The organism is Mucilaginibacter sp. SJ (assembly GCF_028993635.1).
Classification (GTDB): domain Bacteria; phylum Bacteroidota; class Bacteroidia; order Sphingobacteriales; family Sphingobacteriaceae; genus Mucilaginibacter.
The window spans coordinates 5,122,215-5,147,338 of the sequence record NZ_CP118631.1 but is presented as its reverse complement, the minus strand read 5'-3'; the positions used below and the strand labels follow the sequence as shown (position 1 = coordinate 5,147,338).

The following is a 25,124-nucleotide window of genomic DNA, read 5'->3' as shown; positions in this document are numbered from 1 at the left end:
AGGTTAAACAGATTTAAGCACACTTCCTTCCGTCCCAACCTCAAGTATGTGCCTTACCCCGCATTTAAGAGCGAAGTTGTTTTTCTGATGCCCTACCGGAAAATCAAAGCAAAGAGGATAACTATAATCTTTTACTTTTTCGGTAACAATATCATAAATAGTGTGGCCAAATTCTTCACCTTCAATATCCGGTTTTAGTTGAAAGCCGCCGATGATCAACCCAGCCAGGCGCGAAAGTTTACCAGTTTGTTTCAGGTTCCAGAACATCCGGTCGATATTGTAGAGGTATTCATGGGTGTCTTCTACAAATAATATTTTACCATCTGTATCCAGATCTGACGGAGTGCCCGAAAGCGTTGTAATCAAACTCAGGTTACCGCCTACCAAAATAGCTTCGGCTGTGCCCTGCCGGTTTTGTGCAACAGCGGGCGACAAATAATCCATACTTTCGCCCATAAGCGCCTGCCTGATGGATTGAATGGTAGAAATCTGCATAGCATCGGCTTTGGCCCAATCATCCGGGAAACTGTTACACATTTTTGAATGCAGGGTAGCAATACCAAAATTCCGGTTAATATGACAATGTAGCGCGGTAATGTCGCTGAAGCCGATGATCCATTTAGGGTTCTTCTTAAACTGTCTGAAATTGAGCCGGTCAATGATCCTCACCAGTCCGTAGCCGCCCCTTGCGCACATAATGGCTTTAATCTCCGGGGTATCCAGCATCTGCTGCAGGTCTGCCGCACGTTCTTCATCTGTCCCTCCGTATATAAAATCCTTTTTGCCTGTGTTATCGCCGATCTGTACTTTAAAGCCCCAGCTTTGTATGAGTTGTACAGCAGGCATGATTTCGGCCAGGCTGATATACCCCGACGGACTTATGATGCCGATGGTATCTCCTGTTTGTAAATAGGGCGGGGTTTTATGATGCGCACTACCATGCTTCTTTTCCGATGGAGTGGCCCACGCTTTTGACGTAGATAATACGGCACCGGCAGTGATTAAGGAAGATATGAAGCGTTTTCGGTTCATTTTTTTGCCTGTTGCATTAGTGAAGCAGCAGGATGCATAAAAGTATAAAAAATGGAATATAAGTGATGTATCGGAAGTGGATAACTCAGGGAAATCGCGGTTAAAATAACTTGATGTGTTTGACTAAAATTTAGTATCGAAAAATTTCCACACGAATGCTTTTCAAACCTGCTACAATTAACCGAATTACACGAATTTTAAATTAATGCAAATCGAAATTCGTGTAATTCGGTTAATACGTAAAAAATTTGTGTGAGATTTTTTTATGTATCATCTTATTCTCCAGTCTCCCATAATCTTTACAAAACCTATGTCAGCCTTTGCACAAAGATCACTAAGTTTGAATTGGTGAAAATTAAGCTTATCCATATTCCCCGAATTGCATTAGCGATTGTGCCTGCCCTTTTGCTATTACCTCTTGTTTTTGAGGGGTGTCATACCGTTGATCATAACAAAACTGACAGCACAAGCTCAAGGCCTATCGCTACCTCAGCAGCCGGTTTTAAAATTAAGGCGGCTATCTCCTGTACAAAAAATGGCATGATCAAAGAAGATAGTATTTTATATATGCACCAGGGAGGTGAGGCATTTAAACCTACCGTAGTTAACGTGGTTAACACAGCATCGGGCAAAACCAATGCTGCAGATATGGCCTGGATTCCCGGGGGAACTTTTAGCATGGGTGGGATTAATCCAACCGGCATAACTGATGGCGGGATGGAAGCTATGGATGATGCCAGACCGATTCATCGGGTATTTGTCGATGGTTTTTACATGGATAAAACCGAGGTAACCAATGACCAGTTTGCCAAATTTGTAAAAGCTACCGGTTACATAACCGTTGCCGAACAAAAACCAACCGAGGCGGAATTTCCGGGTGTACCGGCCGAAAAACTGGTTGCCGGATCGGTTGTTTTTACGCCTCCGCATCAAAAAGTGCAATTAGATGATATTTCGCAATGGTGGTCGTACCAAAACGGGGCCGACTGGAAGCACCCGCTTGGGCCGGGTTCCGACTTGACAGGGAAAGAAAATTACCCGGTGGTACAGGTAGCCTGGGAGGATGCCGCCGCTTATGCAAAATGGGTCGGAAAACGCCTGCCCACAGAGGCCGAATGGGAGTTTGCCGCGAGAGGAGGTAAAGCCGGTGAGCTATACCCCTGGGGTAATCAATTAAAACAGGATGGGCATTGGATGGCCAATACATTCCAGGGATCTTTTCCTGATCATGATAATGCCGAAGATGGTGAAACCGGCTTGGGGCCGGTAAAAAAATACCCGGCGAACGCTTACGGTTTGTATGATATGGCCGGCAATGCCTGGGAGTGGTGTGCCGATTGGTACCGCAATGACTATTATAATAGTTTTGATCCTAATACAGTTGCGCGCAATCCTAAAGGGCCTTCTGATTCTTCAGATCCGCAGGAGTCGGGACAGAAAAAAAAGGTTCAAAGAGGCGGCTCATTTTTATGTACCGATCAGTACTGTACGAGGTATATGGTTGGTTCAAGAGGCAAGGGCGAATATCGCTCGGCAACAAACCACGTCGGGTTTCGGTGCGTAAAGGATATTAAGCATGGTAATAACACAACACAGGTTATCCAAAAAGCACTTTAATATTTTTCGTGATATTATATATAAGAGTTACGGGGAACAATAGGTAGCAAGTTCAAAAGCTTTCGGCTTTAAGCATTCTGCCTTCGGCTTCCAAAAAAGGCTATAAAAAAAGAAGCACTCCTGTTGGGCAGGAATGCGTTCTAACCAATTATAAACCTAAATTATGAGAAGAGATGTAAACCCGGAATCGAACCGGCTGCGCTGCCTGTCAGCTATTCACATTGACGCCACAAATATACGTGTAATCTTTACATTTATTGTCATCTTAATATGAAAATTTTATTTTTATTGGTATTTTTTTATAGATAACGATTAGTTTATGGATAATTGGTAATGAATTAGGACAATTTTAAAACTACCAGTTTTTTGTAAAATATAGTATAACTCTAACGTTTCTTCCGTTTAGTTAGTATGGCAGTGTTATTAAATTTCTGTGATCTCTTAATGAGCTATGTCGTTCGGTTAGGGAAATATAGCCTGCAACTTAAGCAGCGATTGAACAAAGATTTAAAAATCCCCTCTTGAGAGGGGGCGCGGAGGAACGAGCGGTAGCAGGGGTGTGTTTCTGCGGTAGACTTATCAAAGCAGAAACACACCCCTCCGCCCCTCTCAAGAGGGGAATCGCACATTCCCCCGCTTTTTTATTCCTTAAGTTTCTACAAACCTTTTGCACCTTTGGTACACCTTGCTCATATATCTTATTTCGTTAGGAGCCTCCAGATCAGGTCCTGCGGCTTTCAACAGTATATACAAAGCTTTCGGCTTTGTAATAGCCAAGGTTGTATTCCATGGGGCGCTCGCCCTGATCGTAAACAAATCTTTTTCTGAATAATACGGGGCTGCCGGTTTCAATTTCAAGCTTGCCGGCAATGAACTTATTAGCTTCCAGTGCACTGATTTCTTCTTTTGACAAGTTTGCTATCGTAGAATATTCGTCCTCAAGCATTTCATAAAGCGGGCGTTTAAAATCTTCTTCGCCGGTAAGGCCTATCCGCGGGTGAAAATAAGATATGAAATAAACAAAAGGGTTGTCGCTGCTGCCCCGCAACCGCTCCATTTTTACAATTTTTTTCTCCGTTCCGATATCGAAAAAGCTGGCTGTACTTTCATCAGGAAATACCCAGCTTACATGCAGCTCATAATTTTTTACGGTAATACCTCTCGCTTTCATTTCCTGCGAAAAGCTGAGCCAGTTCATTGATTTTGAACTGATCCTTGAGTTGGCAACCTTGGTACCAAAGCCTTTTTTACGGATCAGCAATTCCTCATAAACCAGTTTATTGATAGCCTGGCGCAGCGTTGTGCGGGATATGGCCAGCTTTTTGGCCAGTTCAACCTCATTTGGTAATAATTTACCTGCCTGGTAAGCAGGGTCTTTGATCAGCTCGCGAAGCAGTTGTTCGGCCTGTATATGCAGGGGGATAGGGCTTTTGTGGTCGATAGCTAATTTCATAATGATTTACTAACCTTAATGAGGTATGAGTGCCGGTAAAGATAGCAAAAAGGTTCTTCATGTATTTACATAGTTTAAGCAGGTGTTTTTAATTTGCCGTGCGTGCTATAAATGCTTGTATGGTATATTAAGTAAACAATCACCTGTTTTGATTTGCTGATTATTCGAGTTCAGGGTATTGAAATTTAAATGTTAGTACAAATGGCTGTTTAATTGTTTTAATATGATAAATGTTCATTGACTATTCTTTGGCCAAAGCACCAGGGGCTGAATAATCAGTTAATTACTTATAAATTTGCCCGATTATCGCTTTTTATGAATCTGCTGAAAACGTTACTACTCTTTATACTACTTACTGTTCCCGGTATTCTGGCAGCCCAAAGCCCTGCATCTGAAAAGGAGCTGGCAAAGCAGATCATGAACGATAGCCGTTTGGATACTGTTGAAGCACGGGCGTTGCGTTTACTAACCGGCTTTACCGCCGGCACTTCATATGGCGAAATCTGGATCCGCGATTTTAATACCTTCATCGCAGGCTCACTACGTGCACGAAGTAAGGAGGAGGTAAAAGATAAGCTGTTGCTGTTTTTTAAAATTCAGGGTAAAGACGGCAATATTCCCGATGGTGCTATTCATACAGATCAGGCAAACGGCGGTTATCAGTATTTATATTCTGAACTGGCGCCCGGTTGGGCCATTCATAAAAACACGGTCGAAACCGACCAGGAATCATCATTGATCCAGGCGGTAAAAAAATATATCGATATCACCGGCGATAAAAGCGTTTTGGCAGATACCATCGGTGGCCGCACCGTGTTGCAGCGCATGGAAGCTGCAATGAACTACGTTCTGAAAAATCGCTGGTCGGCTAAGTATGGTTTAGTTATTGGCGCTACAACTGTTGACTGGGGCGACGTACAAACCCAGCACGGCTGGGGCGTGGCTATCAACGATAAAACAAAATGGGCAATTGATATTTATGATAATGCGATGTTTTTGTTAGCCATAAATGATTTTTTGGCCATGAAACCGGCCGGCTATAAAGCAACCAGGTATTGGGGGAACCTGGCTGTTGGAATGAAAATTAGAATCCGAAATCACCTGTGGGACGCAAAAGCAGGCAAATATATCCCGCACATTTATCTTGATGGCTCGCCTTTTCCCTTTTCATTTAATGAAAAGCAGATCCTTTACCTTGGCGGTACCATAAGTGCCGTAAAAGCGGGCTTAAATACCAAAAAGGAAATTATCGCTATAAACAAACAGTTTTTGAAAACAGCATCGCATGAAAAATATGCTACTATCGGCCTTACCGTTTATCCGCCATATCCACTTGAAGAATTTCCGAATATGCCGCCGTTCACCTATCAAAATGGTGGCGACTGGACCTGGTTTGGCGGCCGGATGATAGTTCCGCTAATTGAAAACAATATGATAAGCGAGGCTTACCACGAATTAAGCCCGATGATTGACCGCGTACTAAAAAACAAGGGATTTTTTGAATGGTATGATGTTAAAACGGGCGAACCCAAAGGCTCCGGAGATTTTAGAGGAGAAGCCGGCGTGCTTTACGAGGCCATAACCAGTTTGCGCAACTGGGCCGGAACGCATATGTGAGATGTTAAATTTGCTTTGGATTGTTCAGGCATAATAAAAAAATCTTCAAGGTTAATTCCCCCCACTTTAACTAACTGCATAATAGAGAAACTCATCGGGCTTTAGTCCCTACATTCAAACAATTAACAGGATGGCTAAAGTCATCCGGCTATTTCTTAGTATGCAATTTAGTTAATGCAAATTGCCCTATCCTATCGCCCTCATCTACGCCATTAGTTATAGATGGCATATAATGGATGCCGCCATAAAACCTGCTGATGGCGGCCTCTTCGGCCGCGGCTTTAAAGGATTTGAAGTTTCGCGCGGGGATAGCAAACTCCATTTCTGTTGAGTCAATGAATGAGAATTCATCGCCAAATAATTTGCTTAACACGGCTGCTGATGCTGTAGACACCACACTGTGCCCGCTGGTATATTCGGGGAAAGGCGGCGTTTGCAGCAATGGCATCCAGCTTTGATCAATATACTGGTTAATGTAGGTTTCGGGCCTGATCACCTTGCTCCGGTATTTTTCGTCCCAGCAGTTTATAAAACTATCTGCAATAACTACAGCTATACAGGCATAAGCTTCAGCGCTTTTCACGTAACCGGCCTTAGCCTTACGACAAGCCAGCGCTGTGATATTGATCCAATGCCCTCCCGGCGAGATCTTTTTTGTGGCAAACATGGTGTGCCCGTTGATATTCACCTTAAAAGGGTTATCATCCCAAAAAGTAGCAATGGTAGCCTCATCATCGGTGAGGTGCTTGCCGGTATCATATACTTCCATAGCCAGTTTATAGAAATTACTGCCGGGGATGTTGCTGAAGGTAAAGGGATGGGCTGGTTTAAATTGCTGCGCCGAATCAAGTAAAAATGGGCGGATCTCGTTCCAGTGCGGTTCAATACCTTTCATGTAGGCCGGCGGGGTAGGCTTCCAGCTTGCATCATCTGTTTGCACATCATATTTTGATAATGAGCGGGTATGTTTATAGTTATCCTTACCCGCCCATTTAATGATCCTGTCGGCAATAAGCTTGCCGTATGCTATTGAGTTATCATACACACTATCGGGCATGCCGGTATCTTTAAACTCCTGCATCAGTTTGTCATGAAAACCCTCTATCCTGCCCTCACTCATCACCAGTATTTTACCAACGGTTAAAATAGCATGTGATGCGGATAACGTAAAGCAGTATTTTTTACCGGCTATAGGCTTAGGCACCGAGTCGAGCCCGTTCAGTTGCCCTTCAAGTGATTGGTAATGATTATCGCCATTTCGCGCAGCCTCGTATGCAGCCACACTGATATAGGCATAAATACGACTGGCAACCGGCGGCGAATAAATATCGTGCCTTACCACATCAGTAACATCCTTGATAGACCGATGGATAAAATCCGGATTTTCGGCCGGTTTTTCCCAGCTCTTTTTACCGCATGATGAGCAGGTTATAATAACGATAAGTGCAAAATATAGTCTCTTCATCATGATGAAACAGCAACGGCTTGATCAGTTTAATTGGTCTGCCCCTCAAATCAGGGGTTCAGATCAAAGCTAACAGATAATCAATATTTAAGTATGTGCCGATAGTAATTAACTAACTTTTGATACAATTTGCAGAAACCCGAATTGTAAAATCCGTTTTCTTTACAGTGGCTTATTGCATTATAACCAATAAGTTAAAGCTTAACCAAAGCATAAACCATCGTTCAATTATTAACCATATCTGCATGATAAAAAGTTTACCCAAGGCGTTTAAACTATCTACCTTATTGTTACTTTTTTTTGGTGCCGGATGTTCAAAAAAATCATCGGGCCCAACGCTCTTTAAGCTGCTTGATGCTTCACAAACCGGTATTAATTTTAAGAATACCATTACCGAAAGTGACAGCATCAACATCCTTAACCATCCCTACCTGTATAATGGCGCCGGTGTTGGTATCGGCGATTTTAACCACGACGGCCTGCCCGACGTTTACTTTGCCGGTAACATGGTTGCCAATAAATTATATATCAACAAAGGCTCACTTGCGTTTAAAGATGTTACCGATGCCGCGGGCGTAGCCGGTAATGGCGACTGGTATGCAGGTGTATCAGTAGTTGATATCAATAACGATGGCTGGCCGGACATATACGTCTGCTCATCATTTAAAAGCGATCCCAACCATCGCAAAAACCTGCTTTTCATTAACCAGGCAACCAATAAAGATGGCGTGCCAACCTTCAAAGAATCGGCAGCAGCCTATGGCCTGCAGGACACCGGCTACAGTACCCAAGCCGTATTTTTCGACTACGATCATGACGGCGACCTTGACATGTACCTGCTCACCAACTTTTTAGGCAAAGAAACGCCGGTGGCCTATCGCCCAAAATTAACCGATGGCAGCGCACAGAATAACGACCGCCTTTACCGTAACAACGGAAATGGTACCTTCACCAATGTAACCAAAGAAGCCGGGATACTAATAGAAGGCTTTGGCAATTCGGTTTCCATATGCGATGTGAACAACGATGGCTGGCCGGATGTTTATGTAGGTAACGACTTTATATCGAACGATGTATTGTGGGTGAACAATAAAAACGGCACATTCAGCAACCGCGCGGGCGAATATTTTAAACACACGGGCTGGTCGGTAATGGGATCGGATATGGTTGATATCAACAATGATGGCAAGGCCGACCTGATATCATTAGAGATGCTGCCCGAAGAAAATGTGCGTAAAAAAACCATGCTTGTAGGCGATAATTATATCACCTATATCAACAATAACAAATTTAAATACGAGCACCAGTACATCCGCAATGTGCTGCAGCTTAATCAGGGGCAAACACCCGCCGGTCATCCGCAATACAGCGAAATAGCTTACCAGGCCGGTGTTTATCAAACCGACTGGAGCTGGACACCCCTTGTGGCCGATTTTGATAACGACGGTTATCGTGATATGATGATCACCAACGGTTATCCCCGCGACGTTACAGACCTTGATCATGCTCTGTACAGCAATGATCAGGGGCGTACCGTTAAAGAGAACACTACTTTGGCCGCGGCCGATTCATTTCCGGTTGTAAAAACACCGAGTTATGCTTTCAGGAATGCAGGCGGGTATTTGTTTAAAGATCAGTCGAAAGATTGGGGAATTGTGAAACCTACCTTTTCAACCGGCGGCATTTATGCCGATCTGGATAATGACGGCGATCTTGACCTCGTGATCAATAATATTGATGACAATGCTTTTGTTTATGAAAACACAGCTAACAGCAAAACGCAGGTTGCCAAAGATCACAACTACCTGACCGTTGCACTACAAGGTGACAACAAAAATATTGGCGGTATTGGTGCTACTTTACGTATTTATTACAAAGGCAATCAGCAGTTTTATGACCAGCAGCCTTGTCGCGGTTATATGAGTACGGATGATGCCCGCGGGCATTTTGGCATAGGGGCCACTACATCTGTCGATTCATTGCGGGTACGCTGGCCCGATGGTAAAACCCAGTTGCTTACCAATGTTAAGGCAAACCAAACGCTTACATTACAATATAAAAACGCGTCGGGCTATTTTCCGCCAGAGGCATCCGGCAAAACCATCCCGGTGTTTCAGGAGGCTGATAACCAAACAGGCATAAAATACGTGCATCAGGAAAAAGACGCTATCGATTATAATATACAGCCTACCCTGCCGCACAAGCTAAGCCAGTATGGGCCTGCTATTGCCGTTGGCGATGTGGATGGCAATGGCTATGACGACCTTTTTATAGGAGGCTCCGCAGGTAACAAAGGGGTATTTTTTATGCAGGATGCAGGCGGTCATTTCGCTATGGATAACAACCGTTTTGTGCTCGAAGATTTTAAAGAAGAGGAAGACATGGGCGCATTACTGTTTGATGCCAATGGCGATGGTTTCCCCGATCTGTATATCGCAAGTGGGAGTTACGAATTTCAGAAAGGGCACACCACCGCTCAGGACAGGCTTTACATCAACGATAAAAAAGGCCATTTCACCCGCGACCTTGCCGCGGTGCCCGTGGAATATGATAACGGTTCATGTGTACGTGCTGCTGATTTTGATGGCGATGGCGATCTGGATCTTTTTGTAGGTTCAAGATCAGTCTCAGGAGCTTACCCTTCATCACCTGTTAGCCATTTACTCAGGAACGACGGCGGTAAATTTACGGATGTTACCAGCCAGTTTTGCCCCGACCTGATACATAGCGGCATGATCACCGACGCGCTTTGGTCGGATTTTGACAAGGATGGCAAGGCGGACCTGGTAGTGGTTGGTGAATGGATGCCAGTTACTTTTTATAAAAACACCGGCCGTGGTTTCAGCAAGATCAAATCGGGCATTGATGATCATGTAGGCTGGTGGAATAGCATAGTTGCAGGTGACTTTAACAACGACGGCAACATTGATTACGTAGCCGGCAACCTGGGCCAAAACTCAAACTACAAAGCATCATTTGAACAACCCATGACCATCATGGGTAAAGACCTGGATGGTAACGGCTCCTTCGATGCCATGATATTTTGCTTTATGAAGGATGAGGACGGCTCACAGAAACCCTTCCCCATGCATACCCGCGATGACCTCATCAGTCAGCTGATCTCCATCCGCAAAAAATATCCAAGCTATCGCGGCTTTGGTCATGCGACAATGAATGACCTTTGGAGCGAAAAAGACAAAGCAGGTGCTGTGGTACTTAAAGCTACAGATATGAACACCAGCCTTATCACCGGTAAAGGCACTGGTACTTTTAGTATCAGTGCACTACCGCAAGATGCACAAATGGCCCCGGTGTACGGCATGATTGCAAAAGATGTTGACCACGATGGCAATCTCGACCTGATAATGGTTGGCAACGATTTTGGTATGGAACCTTTTACCGGGAGGCATGACGCTTTTATGGGTTTATATATGAAAGGCAATGGAAAAGGCAGCTTTGCTCCGCTATCAGTAGTCAATAGTGGTGTTTATGTCGCGGGCGATGGTAAAGGGCTGGCAAGTATACAATCGGCTAAAGGAGGCGAGGTTTTAGTAGCTACCCAAAATCAGGATAGCATTAAAGTATTCCGGAAAGCGGGCGCTAATTCTGCCAGGCGATATATTAAATTAAAGGCCGATGATTTTTATGTTGATATTATACTTAAGAACGGAGGCAAAAAGCATATCGAATTTTATTATGGATCAACATATTTATCGCAATCGTCAAGGATATTGGAATTAGATGCTAATACAGCAGATATAACTATAACAAGTTATAACGGGAGGAAAAGGAAAGGGATCTGATAGTTATAAATCGTCATGTCTTGCTGAGTGTTAAATCCGGTGGCCTCTGAAGGTGAAATGACAAAAGAGGGCCTGTCAGTCTGAGCCTGTCGAAGACTCGCGCGCAGAGGCCTACCCACCATGCTTCGACGGGCTCAGCATGACACCCCGTTTTAATCATGTCATGGGTAGTATTAAATCCGGTGGCCTGTGAAGGTGAAATGGCAAAAGAGGGCCTGTCAGTCTGAGCCTGTCGAAGACTCGTGCGCAGAGGCCCAGCCCACCATGCTTCGAGGGCCTCAGCATGACACCCCGTTTTAATCATGTCATGGGTAGTATTAAATCCGGTGGCCTGTGAAGGTGAAATGGCAAAAGAGGGCCTGTCAGTCTGAGCCTGTCGAAGACTCGTGCGCAGAGGCCCAGCCCACCATGCTTCGAGGGCCTCAGCATGACACCCCGTTTTAATCATGTCATGGGTAGTATTAAATCCGGTGGCCTGTGAAGGTGAAATGGCAAAAGAGGGCCTGTCAGTCTGAGCCTGTCGAAGACTCGTGCGCAGAGGCCCAGCCCGCCATGCTTCGAGGGCCTCAGCATGACACCCCGTTTTAATCATGTCATGGGTAGTATTAAATCCGGTGGCCTGTGAAGGTGAAATGGCAAAAGAGGGCCTGTCAGTCTGAGCCTGTCGAAGACTCGTGCGCAGAGGCCCAACCCGCCATGCTTCGAGGGCCTCAGCATGACACCCCTTTTATTATTTCATGGGAAGTTTTGGATCCGATGGATACTAAAAAAGCAGTTGAAGACTTACGAAGCTTTGAACTTCCTAAGTCTGGACATCTATTATATTAAACTTACTGACACTTTCATTTAATAGAAACTGTCATACATAATAGCCAAAAGGGGGGAATATTGGTAACTTAAACTCCAATCTTCCTCCCTTTAATCAACCAACTCACTCACAATTTTTGCCGACAGCAAACACAACGGGATCCCTCCTCCCGGGTGTACGCTTCCCCCGCAAAAATATAAACCTTTTAGTTTAGACGATTTATTGGCATGCCGTAAAAATGCTGCAAACCGGCTGTTGGAGTTGGGACCATAAAGTGAGCCGCGGTACGAGGAGGTGCGGCTTTCTATGCTTCGCGGATCAAGGACGCTTTCGGTAACAATAAGTTTGCGGATGTCTTTACTTAGCAAACGGCTTAACTTATTCAATACATTTTCCCTCGCCCCGGCTATCAGTGCATCCCAATCCTGCCAGGTATTAGCAGGTACGTTGATCATCGCAAACCAATTTTCGCAGCCCTCAGGTGAGTCATCGTGTTTATATTTGGAGCTGATGTTAAGGTAAACGGTAGGGTCATGATAAATCTCCTTTTCCCGCCAAATGTGATTAAACTCGGCCTCGTAATCAGCACTGAAAAAAATATTATGAAGGTCAAGCTCCCTGAATTGATCCCGGATTCCCCAATAAAATATCAGGGCCGAGCTGCTTCGTTCCTGGTTTAATATTTTTTTAGGATGAAGTTTGGGATGACTGCTTAGCAGCTTGCGATAGGTGAACCAGATATCCATATTGGATACCACAAGATCCCCTTCAATTACTCCATCATTCGTCCTGATCCCCCTTACTGTGTGACCTTGCAATACAATTTCTGCTACCGGGTTATTGTAGTGAAATTTTATACCTAATGATTCGGCCAGCGCCACTAAGCAAGAAGTTATGTTATACATCCCCCCCTCCGGAAAATAAGCGCCGAAATGCTGCTCCAGATGCGGTATTACGTTCAGCGTGGCCGGTGCGCTATAAGGGTTTGAACCGTTGTAGGTTGCATACCTATCGAAAAATTGCACTATCCTCTTATCCTTAAAAAAGGCCTCATTGGCCTTGTGCATAGTGCGAAAGGCATCTATCTTACCAAACCTTAATATTGATTTAAATGTATCCCGGCGTAGGTATGTCTTGAGCCGGTGCAGGGAGCGCTCTAAAAAAACATGATTGGTAATATTATAGACCGTACTGCTGTTATCAAGGTAATGCTTTACAGCTGCGGCAGGTTCTCCTGTCTTTTCCTGTATCTCATCACTGAACTTGCCAGCGTTGGCGTAGGCGGTTAAACGCGTACCATCTTCATAAAAATACCTGCAAACAACATCCAGCTTTTGATACCTGAAATAATCAGAAGGATTTTTGCCGGCCAGCTTAAAAAGCTCGTCGACATATTGCGGCATGGTAAACAGGCTCGGCCCGGCATCAAAGCGGTAACCATCCTGCTCAAACTGGCTCAACTTACCGCCGGGGTAACCATTAGCCTCATAAACCTCAACCTGATATCCTTTTACCGCCAGGCGGATAGCTGTCGCAATACCCGCTATACCGGCGCCAATAATTAATGCTTTTTTTGAGGAGGGCATGGGGGTAAAGATAAGCAAGCCCCCTCTAATCTCCCCCGGATGGGGAGACTTTTTAATACATAATAAAGATAAAGCCCTCCCCATCCGGGGAGGGTTGGGTGGGGCTACACATGATGAACGCCTTCGCCAATCTCTTCAATAGCTTTACGGTTAAAGGCTTCCAAATCATCCGGCCGGCGACTGGTCACCAGTCCGTTATCAACTACCACTTCTTCATCAACCCAATCGGCGCCGGCGTTTTTAAGGTCTGTTTGTAACGATGGATACGAAGTTAACCTTTTGCCGTTGATCATGCCTGTTTCAATAAGCAATTGCGGTCCATGACAGATAGCTGCTACCGGTTTGCCTTCATCTAAAAAAGCAGAAGCAAACGCAACGGCATCTTTATTTTGCCTCAACTTATCCGGGTTAAGTACGCCGCCCGGTAAAACCAGCGCATCATAATCATCAGGGCTTACTTCATCAAGCTGTTTATCAACATTGATTTCGATACCCCAGTTGATTTTATCCCAGGCTTTGATCTTTCCGCTTTTGGGCGATATCACATGTACTGTTGCACCTGCCTGCTCAAGGGCTTGTTTTGGGCTTGTTAATTCAACCTGCTCAAATCCTTCTTCGGTAAGGATTGCCACCTTACGACCATTTAAACTTGCCATAATTTATAATTTATTAATTAATGATTATAAAAATTAAATACAATATAAATACAGGCAAAAATAAGGATGGTTTTAGGAATTTTAAAAGAGGCTATAACAACTTGATTAGTACCAATCTTGAATTAGGCTCCTTAAATAGTTTTCTCGCAGAGAGGCGAAAACACAAAGTTTTTGCCTGGCGATTTTGTATACTTATTATTCAGATGATTGTCCGATATGCTGCAACGCGTAGTTTATAAAGTTGTTTGTGAGCCCATAATCTTCTGTCCCCTTACGGCGGATAAAAAAGAAATCACGCTTAATTTTCAAACCCTCAATAGGCACTTCAACCAAATCACCTTCGGCCAATTGACGGATAATTGATGGGCGAGGCATAAAGCCGAGACATTGATCGGCAAGCAGGAAGTTTTTCAAAGCCTCGGTACCACCAAGGCGGATTTTTACCGACAGATCGGCCGGTTTAATATGCAAAGCAGACAAGGCTTTTAATACGGCATTCAACGTGCCCGAACCTCGTTCACGCACGGCCAGAGGTGTTTTTATAAACTGCTTTAATGTTAATGACTTGCCTGCCAGGGGACTCTTAGCCGAGCAAACCGGGATCACCTCATCACTCATAAAGGGCTTGTATGATACGGTAGTGAGTTTATTATCAACCTCAATTATACCAATATCAACCTCATGATTTAACAAAGCATTCAGGATGTACTCGCTGTTACGGTTTACAAGTTGCACATCCACATTAGCGTACTCGCGCTGAAAACCAGAAAGTATCGAAGGTAAAATATACAGGGCAATAGTTGTACTTGCGCCCAAACGCAAATGCCCGGCAGCCTGCGAAAGATTGCTTAACACCGAAAGGTCATACTCTACCTTCCGCTCTATCTCTGTTGCCTGCTGTAAATACTCATTTAGCTTATTTCCGGCTTCGGTTAATAAGATACTGTTGCCCTTGCGCTCAAACAGGGGCACTTTATATTGATCTTCAAGCGCTTTAACATGTTTACTGATGGCTGGCTGCGTAATAAACAGCACCTGGGCAGCCTTGCTGAAACTCAGGTTAGCGGCAACTTCCATAAATACACGATGGGCGAAAGAGATCATGGGGCAAAGTTAATTTTTTACCCGTTCAAAGTACTTACCTGTAAATTTATACACGATATAGTCGCGGGTAACCTCTCGTTTTGCATTTACTAACGGACTGTGGATGCTTTGTGTTTTTGCATCATAATAAATAGTAGGGATCACTTTCATATTAACTACCGAAAGGAAGTTATAATCAAAATATAACTTACTATGCATGCCGGTTTGGGTTTTAACCAGTAACACGGTACCGTTTAACTTCCCATTTTCGATGGTAAAAAATTGGATGCCCTGGGTAGCATCAACACTTGAACGTACCGAATTATATCCGGCCAGGTAATAAACTTTGTTATTGGCCTTAAGCGTATAAATTTTGGAGTACCAGTAAACCGGGTTATGCTTCTTCCCTACCGAATCCATTTTTAAGGAAGAAAATGTTTTTCCGTTTACCTTGTATTGCAAAACATTGTCAAAATCATAGCCGGTGCTGCCCAGCCTGGTATCCCACGAATAGGTACGGAACAAACCATCGGCAGATGTAGCAATCACTACCCGTTCTTTAACCAGTTCCGTAAATGGATAATTAATAGTTTCGGGATATTTGGAGGTATAGTACTTCAGCTTAAAGCCAAAGATCTTGTTCATTTTTTCTAATGAATCAATTGCTTTCCACTCTTTTTTGTGAGTACCGTAATAGTTTACCCTTTTAAAAATCCGTAACAGGTCGGCTTCAATGGCCTGCGGACTCTGGGCAAACAAATTTGCTGAGTAAAAACAGCAGCAGAAAACAATTATAAACTTAAAGGTTTTCATCGGTAAACAAGATACACAAAAAAAGCAAATCCGGCAGACATTCTGTTACGATGATTGCCAGTTAGCTGTTTTTTAGCTTTTTATTTTTTCAAAATACCGTCCGTTGAATTTGTAGGTGATAAATTTTGCTGTAACCTGGGCTTTGGCATTTACCAGGGGTACATGTATAGTTTGCGTTGTTTGATCAAAAGTGATGGTTGGTCGTTTTTCAAAAGGGATATCAACTACCGAAAAGAAATCATAATCATAATAGATCTTGCTTTTCAATCCCGAGCTTGTTTTAATGACCTTCGCATCGTCATTAAGCTTCCCGTTTTCTATATCAAAAACCTTGATACCGGTGCCGGCATCTTTACTTGAATATATCGTACCGTAAATGCCCAGATAGTAAGTTTTATCGCCCGTTTTAAAAGTGTAAAGGTTGCTGTAAAACGGTATATAAGTTTCCTGGCTGCCGGTAAGCAGCACTGATTTTGTTTTAGCGCCAACTTTATACTGCAGCACATTAGCAAAATCGCGCATGGTACCTCCCTGCCAGGTCTCCCACGAGTAGATCCTGAACAAGCCATCTGCCGAAGTGAAAATATCAAGTTGCGCTTTCTTTAGCGAGTTAAAAGGCATACCGATGGAGGCGGGATAAGTTTCTGTATACTTTTTTAACTTGTTGCCAAATTCGTCATTAGCATCTCCTAAGGCATCGCTCGCGCCGTCGTCGCCTGTATCTTGTTTTTGATGGCAGTATTCAATCTTTTTAAATGATTTAAACAGATCGGCCTCAACGGCCTGCGGTGTTTGTGCAACGAGTTTAGTAATTGTGATAAAACAGAATAGAGCAATCAGGTTCAAGGTTTTCATAACAAAATATTACTGCATAAAAATAGGGATAATCAAATAACTATCCCTATCCTATAATTTATTGATAATATCTTCTTTATTAATTTTCAGCTGTTCCGCAACGTCATTGATGATCGCCATAAGTGCTCCTAACTTTATAGGATCGTGATTTGGGATGGTAATATTCTTTACGCCATCATTAAACGTTATCGATAACCTGATATGGCTTCCGGTTTGTCTTATAACCTCGTAACCATATTTCAATAAAACTTTGATCAGATCTTTTCCTGAAACATCGCGAGGAGCTCTTGGAGACATAGGTATTTTCAGAAAAATTAAACGGTTATCACTTCCTCCTTAACCAAATGGAGCCGAATGATTTTAGGAAGCTTATCCTCATCAAAATGACAATGAACCGCATCACGGATATTTATCTTAAGCTCATCTAAAGTCTCTCCTTCTGTAAAAATCGACTCGCCGATTGCCCTCGCGTTATAACCGCCCTCTATCGCTTCTTCAACAAGGAAAAATATTTCGTTCATATTCAAATTTAAGAAATATTCTTCACAAAAAAACCCCATAGCATATGTGCTATGGGGCCTATATTTTCTCATTTACTTACGCCTCAACCGGCTGGCCAATCAAGTGCTGAGCAGCAAGGTACTCTGCAATTTGTACGGCATTAGTAGCTGCACCTTTACGCAGGTTGTCAGATACAATCCAGCAGTTCAACGTATTGTCCTGGGTTTCGTCACGACGGATGCGGCCTACAAATACCTCATCTTTATCATGCGCGTCGAGCGGCATAGGGTATTTCAGGTTAGCAGTATCATCAACCACCACAATACCCGGCGCATTAGCCAACAGCTCACGAACTTCGGCCAGATCAAAATCATTTGCAAACTCAATGTTAACCGACTCCGAGTGGCCACCCATAACCGGGATGCGCACTGTTGTAGCAGTTACTTTGATGCTGTCATCTCCCATGATCTTTTTAGTTTCGAGGATCATTTTCATTTCCTCTTTAGTATAACCGTTTTCGGTAAATACATCAATCTGCGGAATCACGTTTAAGTCTATAGTATAAGGGTAAACTTTCGGTCCGTCGATACCTTTACGCTCGTTAAACAACTGATCAACAGCTTTAACACCAGTACCGGTAACCGACTGGTAGGTTGAAACTACTACCCTTTTAATTTTATATTTATCGTGCAGTGGTTTTAAAGCCACCACCATTTGTATGGTTGAGCAATTAGGATTGGCGATGATCTTATCTTCGGCGGTAAGTACATCAGCGTTTACTTCAGGCACAACCAGTTTTTTAGTTGGGTCCATACGCCATGCCGATGAGTTATCAATAACAGTTGTACCAGCAGCTGCAAATAAAGGAGCCTGCTGTAATGAAGTGCTTCCGCCGGCCGAGAAAATTGCTACGTCCGGCTTCATCTTAATCGCATCCTCAACAGAAACTACCTTAAACTGCTTACCCTTAAAAGTAATTTCTTTACCAATACTTTTTTCTGAAGCTACGGGAATTAATTCTGTAACGGGGAAGTTGCGTTCTGCAAGAACCTGCAACATTTTGGTGCCTACTAATCCTGTAGCACCTACTACTGCGACTTTCATTTTTTAAATTGTTTTTGAAATGTATCAGGCTGCTTCACAGCGCCTGTTTTTAATTAATTATGTGTTTTAAAAGTTAAACCCTCAAATATGCACATTTTTTTGGTATCCTGAAAATATAAAGTCTATGGTTTTTGTGGGGTTTGTTTTTAGGCGAGTGGTTGATTGGGTTGATTAAGTGAGTGGTTTGTTTGTCTGAATCAAAATTTTCCCTTACTGGCTTGAGCGAAGGGCTGATGGGCGGCAGACTTGTGACTTTGAAAGCGATTAGTTTGTATGAACCGGGATTTTTAGAATTAAGCGAATTAATAGAATGCCAACTAAAATTCCAGAAATTCAAACAATTCGTTTAATTGGGGTTCAGACAAAATCACACAAATCCTTAAATCCTAAAAATCCTGGTTCAGAATTAGGGCGTTACCTTCGGCCCGCGCTATCCGCTCATACGCCTGCAGGCATTACGCTCGTTGGCCTGTATCCGCTACTATCGCTAACGCGGAAAAAGTCTGAAGTCCGACGTCCGTAAGTCCGAAAGATTAAAATTGGCTTGGACTTCCAGACTTTCGGACATCTGACTTTCGGACTCACTTCCACTCACCTAAAAACCCTACCTTTGCGCGGTAAAGTCAAAATTGCATGAGCGAAAAGATCTTAGTGATAGGCGCCAATGGCCAGATCGGCACCGAACTGGTAATGGCTTTGAGAAATATACACGGGGCCGATGCAGTTGTAGCTTCGGATATTAATAGCCCCACCTATGCTATGCGTGGTAGCAGCGGACCATTTGAATTGATCAATGTACTTGATAAAGACAACCTGCACCACATATTTGATAAACACCGTCCCACGCAGGTTTACTTGCTGGCGGCCATTCTTTCGGCAGTAGGCGAGCAAAAACCCAAAATGGCCTGGGACCTGAATATGACCGGTTTGCTGCATGTGCTTGATTTTGCGGTTGAGTTTAAAGTAAGTAAAGTTTTTTGGCCAAGTTCTATAGCGGTTTTCGGGCCGCATTCACCACAGCATAACACGCCGCAGTATTGCGTGATGGACCCTAACACGGTTTATGGTTTTAGTAAATTGGCCGGCGAGCGCTGGTGCGAATACTATTTTAATAAATACGGTCTTGATGTGCGCAGCATCCGCTATCCTGGCTTAATAGGCTGGAAAGCTAACCCCGGCGGCGGCACTACCGATTATGCCGTACATATATTTCATCAGGCATTAAAAACCGGAAGCTATGAAAGTTTCCTTGCTGAAGGTACCGCCCTACCCATGATGTACATGGACGATGCCATCAGGGCTACCATTAGTTTAATGGATGCACCTGCCGAACATATCAGTATCCGCTCATCATATAACCTGGCTGGCATTAGCTTTACACCCGAGCAACTGGCAGCAGAGATCAAAAAACTGATCCCTAAATTTGAAATCAGTTACAGTAATAACGATCCGCGACAAGCCATCGCCAATAGCTGGCCAAAGTCAATAGACGACAGCTACGCGCAAAACGACTGGGGCTGGAAACTGGAATATGACTTACCAAAAATGGTGGCCGACATGTTGACCAATTTGAAAACGATAATTTAAGGTTAAAGGCGAAAGGATAAAGGTTTTTATCCGTCATTATATAAACAAATATTATATTTACCGCCTTGTCTTTATAGGGCAAAGCTTTGTAATACAACAAGGTTGATCTATCACTATCAACCATGAACAATGAACTAAAAAAACATGGGAAGAGCATTTGAATTCCGCAAAGAAAGAAAGTTTAAGCGCTGGGCCAAAATGGCAGTGCAGTTTACCCGTTTAGGTAAGGAAATTGTAATGGCTGTAAAAGCCGGCGGCGGCGATGTTAACACCAACTCACGCTTACGTACCGCGGTACAAAACGCCAAGGCTGTAAACATGCCTAAAGACCGTGTTGAAGCCGCCATTAAACGCGCCAGCAGCCGCGACGAAAAAGATTATGAAGAGCTTGTTTACGAAGGTTACGCACCTTATGGTGTTGCTGTGTTGGTTGAAACCGCTACAGATAATACAAATCGTACCGTAGCTAACGTGCGCAGCTACTTTACCAAATATGGAGGTTCCTTAGGTAAAACTGGATCTCTTGATTTTATCTTCACCCGTAAATCAGTTTTTACTTTTGAACCGGGCGACCGCGACCTGGAAGAGCTTGAACTTGAATTGATAGACGCAGGGTTGGAAGAAATATTTGTTGAAGCCGATGAAAATGGCAACGATATTGCGGTAATCCATACAGCTTTTGAAGATTTTGGTAAAATGCAGAAAGCGTTGGAAGAAATGGGTATCGAAGTAAAATCGGCCAAACTGGAACGCATTCCGCAATCATTCCACACTGTCAGCGAAGATCAGGTGCCTGAAATTATGAAACTGATTGACCGTTTGGAAGAAGACGACGACGTGCAGGCTGTTTACCATAATATGGCGGAATAATTCTGATATCGGATTTGAGAATTTCGATTTCGGATTTAGTTCCACTCAAACAATAAACACCATGTCATTGCGAGCGATGGCGTGGCAATCGCACAGAAGCATCATCGCTCTGTACAGCATGCGATTGCTTCGTCGTTCCTCCTCGCAATGACATAAAGAAGAAACATCATGCCACTATTCAACACACGTAAAGGAGAAAAAAAAGTAAGGGTTACCTTTGCTAACGGCCTTCTTTTTGTGGAAACTGATGGTGGCAAGCCGCAGGCTTTCCCGTTGGAATGGTTTCCACAGTTATTAAACGCTACCGATGAGGAACGTGAAGACTGGAGCCAAACCGAAAAAGGCATCCGTTTTAACAAGCTGGGTGTGGATGTAACGCTATAAGTCAGATTTGAGATATGAGACTTGAGATATGAGACAAGGCTATCCGCCTTCAATTATCTCAAATCTCATATCTAACATCTCATATCTAAACAAATGGTTTTTGAAGAATTTTTAAAGAAGAAAAGAATTGATCTTGCCGCTCTGCAACAGGGCGAACCTGCTTTGTTTTCTGAATTTAAAGATCACTTTGAACAGATGGGCGAAAAAAGTTTCGACCATACCAAAAAGTACTGGTTTAATAAACTAAGGCGGCGGTTCCCGGTTCCGCTTGAAGTTAAAACCGAAAAAGCACATATCCAAAACCCGCTTGCCGAGCAAACCATTACCGAAAGTTTGACAGAACCCGGTACGCCGTCCAAAGTTGGCTTTACGCCGAAGTTCCGTCCGGTCGCACCAAAACCTGCAGCTCCTGCTGAAGAATTTAAACAACAGGCAGCTGAACCCAAAACATCGGCAACATCATCCCCTGAAACTGCCCCCAAACCAGCGTTCAAGCCTCGCTTTAACCCGACCATGGCAAAAGCTAAGCCAACAGTAAGCGAAGCAACACCCGAAAACGAAAAAGAGCAACAAGCTGAGGCTTCGGCTCCTGCTACAGAAACACCTGCGACACCTGCCAAGCCAGGCTTTAAACCACGTTTCAATGCTGCCATGGTAAAACCGAAACCAGCTGAAACAGAAACACAGGCAGAAGACAAAAAGGAAGAAACTCCGACAGCTCCACCTGCGGATGCACCGGCACCTAAAATGGGCTTTAAACCACGCTTTAATGCCGGTATGGTAAAACCCAAACCGGTAGAAAATGAAGCGCCTGCTGAAGAGAAAAACGAGAATGCTCCGCCTGAAGAGCCTCAAACGCCGGTAACCGAAGCACCTGCCCCTAAAGTGGGATTCAAGCCACGCTTCAACGCGGCTATGATGAAACCTAAACCGGCTGAATCGGAACAACCAGTTGAAGAGGCAAAACCATCAGCCGAGACTCCGCAACCAACGATTGAAGAAGTAAAACCGGGTTCTGAACCTCCCGCACCAAAGCTTGGCTTTAAACCACGCTTTAATTCAGCTGCAATGAAGCCGAAAACGCCTGAAAATGAGGCTCCGGCAGAAGATGAGAAAGAGGATAAGCCCACCGAAGCGCCTCAGGCACCAGCTACAGAAGCTCCTGCACCTAAATTAGGGTTCAAGCCACGCTTCAACGCCAAAAATCTTCCCAAGAAATCAGAAGAGGAAGAATAGTCAATAACTTTTCCAATCAAACTAATATATGGTTATCCTGAGTGGGAAAAATCGGGATCTGTGAAGGTGAAATGCTATTTGGTGTAAGGTGACTGTAATCCTGAGTTATTAAATCCATGGACCCTGAAGGTTAGATGACAAAGAGGGCTTGTCAGTCTGAGCCTGTCGAAGACTCGTGTGCAGAGGCCTGCCCGCCATACTTCGACGGGCTCAGTATGACACCCATTTTAATCATTTCATGGGCAGCCTGCCGAAGGACACGCAGAGGCCCAACCCACCATGCTTTGACGGGTTGAGCATAACAACCATTTACATTCCTGTTTCCCTACTTACTATGCGAAAACAACCAATGCAACAGATCAGGCTCATTGAACGCATTGTCCCAACTATTGTGTCCTACACCTGGATATAAAGTAAACCGTGGCTTGCCTCCCGCCTCTTTAATAGCATCAACCATTACCCGCGAATGATCGGCAGGTACTACCGGGTCATTATTACCGTGAAAAATCCAGAGCGGAACTTTTTTGGCGTATTTCTTCGCGTTCAGCGTATTATCGCCTCCGCAGATAGCGAAAGCTGCGGCAAATATCCTGGGCTCGCGGCCAATGATCTCGAAGGTACCCATACCACCCATGCTAAGGCCTCCCACATAAACTTTGTGCTTATCAACAAATGGCTTATCTAAAAACTGGTCAACCAATCCCATCAGCATGATCATCGCCATTGTTGGCGGCGCATTTTCCTGGAAAATAAATTTGCGTTTATTGGTCGCCGAATCGGTAACCTGCTTTACATTGCTCCAATAACTTTTTGCCGGGCATTGCGGAAAAACAACGATAGACTCGTATAACTCCCTGCAGCTGTCCTGTAAGAACCGTTGTGCCCCATAAGCCAGTTGCGATTCATTATTGTTTCCCCGCTCGCCCGAACCGTGTAATACAAACAATAAAGGGTACTTTTGACCCGGATTAAAATGCTTCGGAAATAAAATTCGGTATGGTAGTGTGTCTACTTTAAAAATAAAGCTACCCCTGTCAAACGAGGTCAAATTTTGGGACTTGGCTAAAAAAGAGAATGCTAAGAGTAAGCTTAGCATTCCTGTAATTCGTATTGTTTTGATCATGGGTTAAAATGCTTCTTTGTTTTGCAACCGACGTAATTACCGCCGTTGCTTTAAAACAAATTTAACCTCTTTATCGGCCTTTTGTTTATTTTTTATGCCGAATTAATTTTTCACGATAGCGGGGCTTTCAAAACCCAGTTTTTTCAAACCACCCTGAACCTCGGGGCAGCTCATGAAAAGTTTCCAGAGCAAACCGGTCCGGTAGTTTTCAATCATCACAATGATCGGGCCCTGGTCGATGGCCAAATAGGAGTTGGCGTACCAGTTATGCGATTCGCTGAAGGCATCGGTAAAGCCATACTCACCCCAGATCTTATCGCCCAGGTCGTAATAAAAATGACGCAAGGCTTTCATCGAATATTCCGGCGTATAAGGGAATGCCGATAGCGCGGCAGTTGGGGTAATTACACCGAGGTCGTTGGTTGGCGAATGCGCATTGTAGCCCTCAAAGTTATCGCTGGCAGTTAGTCCCCAGCAATTTTCACCGTAGCCCTTAAATTTTTTAGGATTATCAACACAGTAAGCATGATTGATCAGGGTGTGATTTTTGTTTTGTTCCCAGTAGTCGGCATACTCGTCCTTTAATCCCTTAGGATTAAGGCCGAGGAAAGAATATTGCGAGAAGAATAGCGGACCGCCATAATCAAAACCAAGCGGTAATTTAAAACCGTAAAAAGTTTTCCCGTTTTTAAAGAAGTCGCTTTGCGCCCAACCACGATGGTACACCTCGGCGCTAACCGGGTAACGCTGTGCCGATGCAGCCAGCACATAAGTTATTAAACATTCGTTAAAGCCGTGGATCGGGAAATTCATGGCCCAGCCATTGTTGGGGCTCCAGTGCCAGTAAAGGTAGTCGCGGCCATCACGGGTAAACCAGCTCCATTCCATTTCGCCCCACATCCAGTTAATCACATCGCGGATCCGGCGCTCCTTTGGATCATCGGCATTAAAATACTGCCTCGCGCACAATAAACCCTGAAAAAGATAAGCCGATTCCACAATGTCAGCCCCATCATCCTTACGGCCAAAACGGATCACTTTACCGGTTTCGCCATTTAACCAGTGCGGGAAAGCGCCATGAAAAGCATCGGCCTTGTATAAAAAGTTAACGATCTTAACCATACGGTCAACTGCCTGCTCATGGCTGATCCATTTGCGACTATCGGCCACAATGAGCGACATGATGCCAAATCCCGAACCACCGGTAGTTACCACCTCGTTGCCGTAATCAAAAGAAGTGTTACTGCGCTCACGGGCCAGCCCGCTCACCGAGTGACCAAAGTCCCAGAAATAACGGAACGTTTGGCGCTGCACCACATCAAGCAAAGCGCTATCCGTAAGGTTTTTGATAATACCTACGGGCTTAATGCCGTCTTCTGATTTTTTTGTTTGCTTTTGGGCCAAGGCGCAAATGGCAGTCAATATAAATACCGGAGTAATAAATAGTTTTTTCATAAAGCTATTTGGGTTTAAATATGAAAAATGGGGTTTTCATTAAAAAAAGAGAGGTTGCCCGTTAAACCCAACAAGG

At 44.0% G+C, this 25,124-nt stretch carries 20 protein-coding genes; 7 read left to right on the top strand and 13 right to left on the bottom strand.

Annotated elements, in window-relative coordinates:
* Nucleotides 1-3: 3 nt before the first annotated feature.
* Nucleotides 4-1,032 carry a S66 peptidase family protein gene (locus MusilaSJ_RS21430; protein WP_274986844.1) on the bottom strand — a complete coding sequence of 343 codons (1,029 nt, stop codon included), beginning with the start codon at nucleotides 1,030-1,032 and terminating at the stop codon, nucleotides 4-6.
* A 348-nt stretch (nucleotides 1,033-1,380) separates the two neighbouring features.
* Here MusilaSJ_RS21430 and MusilaSJ_RS21425 point away from each other — a divergent pair, with 348 nt between their 5' ends.
* Nucleotides 1,381-2,649, top strand: a complete 1,269-nt coding sequence (locus tag MusilaSJ_RS21425) for a formylglycine-generating enzyme family protein (RefSeq protein ID WP_274986843.1) — start codon at nucleotides 1,381-1,383, stop codon at nucleotides 2,647-2,649.
* Between the two features lie 721 nt (nucleotides 2,650-3,370).
* Here MusilaSJ_RS21425 and MusilaSJ_RS21420 read toward each other — a convergent pair.
* The gene (locus tag MusilaSJ_RS21420; RefSeq protein ID WP_274986842.1) at nucleotides 3,371-4,102 is read right to left on the bottom strand and encodes a GntR family transcriptional regulator; all 732 of its coding nucleotides are present in this window, start codon (nucleotides 4,100-4,102) and stop codon (nucleotides 3,371-3,373) included.
* Between the two features lie 315 nt (nucleotides 4,103-4,417).
* On the opposite strand from MusilaSJ_RS21420, the gene MusilaSJ_RS21415 reads away from it, so the two are divergent.
* On the top strand, nucleotides 4,418-5,719 hold the full coding sequence (locus MusilaSJ_RS21415) for a glucosidase family protein (RefSeq protein WP_274986841.1): 1,302 nt from the start codon (nucleotides 4,418-4,420) through the stop codon (nucleotides 5,717-5,719).
* A gap of 148 nt (nucleotides 5,720-5,867) precedes the next feature.
* Here MusilaSJ_RS21415 and MusilaSJ_RS21410 read toward each other — a convergent pair whose 3' ends face one another.
* A complete protein-coding gene (locus tag MusilaSJ_RS21410; RefSeq protein WP_274986840.1) occupies nucleotides 5,868-7,187 on the bottom strand; it encodes a vanadium-dependent haloperoxidase in 1,320 nt (439 codons plus the stop codon).
* Nucleotides 7,188-7,429: 242 nt separating this feature from the next.
* On the opposite strand from MusilaSJ_RS21410, the gene MusilaSJ_RS21405 reads away from it, so the two are divergent.
* Complete coding sequence (locus MusilaSJ_RS21405; RefSeq protein WP_274986839.1) at nucleotides 7,430-10,987, top strand: VCBS repeat-containing protein; 3,558 nt, start codon at nucleotides 7,430-7,432, stop codon at nucleotides 10,985-10,987.
* 918 nt (nucleotides 10,988-11,905) lie between these two features.
* Here MusilaSJ_RS21405 and crtD read toward each other — a convergent pair.
* The 8 genes from crtD to MusilaSJ_RS21365 form a co-directional block, all read right to left on the bottom strand.
* Nucleotides 11,906-13,381, bottom strand: coding sequence for a 1-hydroxycarotenoid 3,4-desaturase CrtD (gene crtD / locus MusilaSJ_RS21400; protein ID WP_274986838.1), 1,476 nt, complete (start codon nucleotides 13,379-13,381; stop codon nucleotides 11,906-11,908).
* 104 nt (nucleotides 13,382-13,485) lie between these two features.
* The gene (locus MusilaSJ_RS21395; RefSeq protein WP_274986837.1) at nucleotides 13,486-14,037 is read right to left on the bottom strand and encodes a type 1 glutamine amidotransferase domain-containing protein; all 552 of its coding nucleotides are present in this window, start codon (nucleotides 14,035-14,037) and stop codon (nucleotides 13,486-13,488) included.
* 195 nt (nucleotides 14,038-14,232) lie between these two features.
* Nucleotides 14,233-15,141 carry a LysR substrate-binding domain-containing protein gene (locus tag MusilaSJ_RS21390; RefSeq protein WP_274986836.1) on the bottom strand — a complete coding sequence of 303 codons (909 nt, stop codon included), beginning with the start codon at nucleotides 15,139-15,141 and terminating at the stop codon, nucleotides 14,233-14,235.
* A 9-nt stretch (nucleotides 15,142-15,150) separates the two neighbouring features.
* The gene (locus MusilaSJ_RS21385) at nucleotides 15,151-15,933 is read right to left on the bottom strand and encodes a hypothetical protein (RefSeq protein WP_274986835.1); all 783 of its coding nucleotides are present in this window, start codon (nucleotides 15,931-15,933) and stop codon (nucleotides 15,151-15,153) included.
* A 72-nt stretch (nucleotides 15,934-16,005) separates the two neighbouring features.
* Nucleotides 16,006-16,788 (bottom strand): hypothetical protein, encoded by a 783-nt coding sequence (locus MusilaSJ_RS21380; RefSeq protein WP_274986834.1) that lies wholly within the window; start codon nucleotides 16,786-16,788, stop codon nucleotides 16,006-16,008.
* 51 nt (nucleotides 16,789-16,839) lie between these two features.
* Nucleotides 16,840-17,085, bottom strand: a complete 246-nt coding sequence (locus tag MusilaSJ_RS21375) for a type II toxin-antitoxin system HicA family toxin (protein ID WP_274986833.1) — start codon at nucleotides 17,083-17,085, stop codon at nucleotides 16,840-16,842.
* Nucleotides 17,086-17,102: 17 nt separating this feature from the next.
* Nucleotides 17,103-17,309: a 2-oxoisovalerate dehydrogenase gene (locus tag MusilaSJ_RS21370; RefSeq protein ID WP_274986832.1), complete on the bottom strand. Its 207-nt coding sequence runs from the start codon at nucleotides 17,307-17,309 to the stop codon at nucleotides 17,103-17,105.
* Between the two features lie 76 nt (nucleotides 17,310-17,385).
* Nucleotides 17,386-18,393 carry an aspartate-semialdehyde dehydrogenase gene (locus tag MusilaSJ_RS21365; protein WP_090534105.1) on the bottom strand — a complete coding sequence of 336 codons (1,008 nt, stop codon included), beginning with the start codon at nucleotides 18,391-18,393 and terminating at the stop codon, nucleotides 17,386-17,388.
* A gap of 633 nt (nucleotides 18,394-19,026) precedes the next feature.
* Between MusilaSJ_RS21365 and MusilaSJ_RS21360 the strand changes: the two genes are divergently transcribed.
* The 4 genes from MusilaSJ_RS21360 to MusilaSJ_RS21345 all read left to right on the top strand — a co-directional run bounded on the left by MusilaSJ_RS21360 (nucleotide 19,027) and on the right by MusilaSJ_RS21345 (nucleotide 22,470).
* Nucleotides 19,027-19,980, top strand: coding sequence for an NAD-dependent epimerase/dehydratase family protein (locus MusilaSJ_RS21360; RefSeq protein WP_274986831.1), 954 nt, complete (start codon nucleotides 19,027-19,029; stop codon nucleotides 19,978-19,980).
* A gap of 144 nt (nucleotides 19,981-20,124) precedes the next feature.
* Nucleotides 20,125-20,850: a YebC/PmpR family DNA-binding transcriptional regulator gene (locus MusilaSJ_RS21355; protein ID WP_176622320.1), complete on the top strand. Its 726-nt coding sequence runs from the start codon at nucleotides 20,125-20,127 to the stop codon at nucleotides 20,848-20,850.
* A 168-nt stretch (nucleotides 20,851-21,018) separates the two neighbouring features.
* Complete coding sequence (locus MusilaSJ_RS21350; RefSeq protein WP_274986830.1) at nucleotides 21,019-21,234, top strand: DUF2442 domain-containing protein; 216 nt, start codon at nucleotides 21,019-21,021, stop codon at nucleotides 21,232-21,234.
* Between the two features lie 93 nt (nucleotides 21,235-21,327).
* On the top strand, nucleotides 21,328-22,470 hold the full coding sequence (locus tag MusilaSJ_RS21345; RefSeq protein ID WP_274986829.1) for a hypothetical protein: 1,143 nt from the start codon (nucleotides 21,328-21,330) through the stop codon (nucleotides 22,468-22,470).
* Between the two features lie 325 nt (nucleotides 22,471-22,795).
* On the opposite strand, the gene MusilaSJ_RS21340 is transcribed toward MusilaSJ_RS21345, so the two are convergent.
* Nucleotides 22,796-23,566: a carboxylesterase family protein gene (locus MusilaSJ_RS21340; protein ID WP_446725150.1), complete on the bottom strand. Its 771-nt coding sequence runs from the start codon at nucleotides 23,564-23,566 to the stop codon at nucleotides 22,796-22,798.
* A 129-nt stretch (nucleotides 23,567-23,695) separates the two neighbouring features.
* Nucleotides 23,696-25,048: a glucoamylase family protein gene (locus tag MusilaSJ_RS21335; RefSeq protein ID WP_274986827.1), complete on the bottom strand. Its 1,353-nt coding sequence runs from the start codon at nucleotides 25,046-25,048 to the stop codon at nucleotides 23,696-23,698.
* Nucleotides 25,049-25,124 lie beyond the last annotated feature (76 nt).

Excerpts from the sequence above, each read along its gene's own strand:
- MusilaSJ_RS21430 (WP_274986844.1), bottom strand. The coding sequence starts at position 1,032 with ATGAACCGAAAACGCTTCATATCTTCCTTAATCACTGCCGGTGCCGTA.
- MusilaSJ_RS21420 (WP_274986842.1), bottom strand. The coding sequence starts at position 4,102 with ATGAAATTAGCTATCGACCACAAAAGCCCTATCCCCCTGCATATACAG.
- MusilaSJ_RS21415 (WP_274986841.1), top strand. The coding sequence starts at position 4,418 with ATGAATCTGCTGAAAACGTTACTACTCTTTATACTACTTACTGTTCCC.
- MusilaSJ_RS21410 (WP_274986840.1), bottom strand. The coding sequence starts at position 7,187 with ATGATGAAGAGACTATATTTTGCACTTATCGTTATTATAACCTGCTCA.
- MusilaSJ_RS21405 (WP_274986839.1), top strand. The coding sequence starts at position 7,430 with ATGATAAAAAGTTTACCCAAGGCGTTTAAACTATCTACCTTATTGTTA.
- crtD (WP_274986838.1), bottom strand. The coding sequence starts at position 13,381 with ATGCCCTCCTCAAAAAAAGCATTAATTATTGGCGCCGGTATAGCGGGT.
- MusilaSJ_RS21395 (WP_274986837.1), bottom strand. The coding sequence starts at position 14,037 with ATGGCAAGTTTAAATGGTCGTAAGGTGGCAATCCTTACCGAAGAAGGA.
- MusilaSJ_RS21390 (WP_274986836.1), bottom strand. The coding sequence starts at position 15,141 with ATGATCTCTTTCGCCCATCGTGTATTTATGGAAGTTGCCGCTAACCTG.
- MusilaSJ_RS21385 (WP_274986835.1), bottom strand. The coding sequence starts at position 15,933 with ATGAAAACCTTTAAGTTTATAATTGTTTTCTGCTGCTGTTTTTACTCA.
- MusilaSJ_RS21380 (WP_274986834.1), bottom strand. The coding sequence starts at position 16,788 with ATGAAAACCTTGAACCTGATTGCTCTATTCTGTTTTATCACAATTACT.
- MusilaSJ_RS21375 (WP_274986833.1), bottom strand. The coding sequence starts at position 17,085 with ATGTCTCCAAGAGCTCCTCGCGATGTTTCAGGAAAAGATCTGATCAAA.
- MusilaSJ_RS21370 (WP_274986832.1), bottom strand. The coding sequence starts at position 17,309 with ATGAACGAAATATTTTTCCTTGTTGAAGAAGCGATAGAGGGCGGTTAT.
- MusilaSJ_RS21365 (WP_090534105.1), bottom strand. The coding sequence starts at position 18,393 with ATGAAAGTCGCAGTAGTAGGTGCTACAGGATTAGTAGGCACCAAAATG.
- MusilaSJ_RS21360 (WP_274986831.1), top strand. The coding sequence starts at position 19,027 with ATGAGCGAAAAGATCTTAGTGATAGGCGCCAATGGCCAGATCGGCACC.
- MusilaSJ_RS21355 (WP_176622320.1), top strand. The coding sequence starts at position 20,125 with ATGGGAAGAGCATTTGAATTCCGCAAAGAAAGAAAGTTTAAGCGCTGG.
- MusilaSJ_RS21350 (WP_274986830.1), top strand. The coding sequence starts at position 21,019 with ATGCCACTATTCAACACACGTAAAGGAGAAAAAAAAGTAAGGGTTACC.
- MusilaSJ_RS21345 (WP_274986829.1), top strand. The coding sequence starts at position 21,328 with ATGGTTTTTGAAGAATTTTTAAAGAAGAAAAGAATTGATCTTGCCGCT.
- MusilaSJ_RS21340 (WP_446725150.1), bottom strand. The coding sequence starts at position 23,566 with ATGCTAAGCTTACTCTTAGCATTCTCTTTTTTAGCCAAGTCCCAAAAT.
- MusilaSJ_RS21335 (WP_274986827.1), bottom strand. The coding sequence starts at position 25,048 with ATGAAAAAACTATTTATTACTCCGGTATTTATATTGACTGCCATTTGC.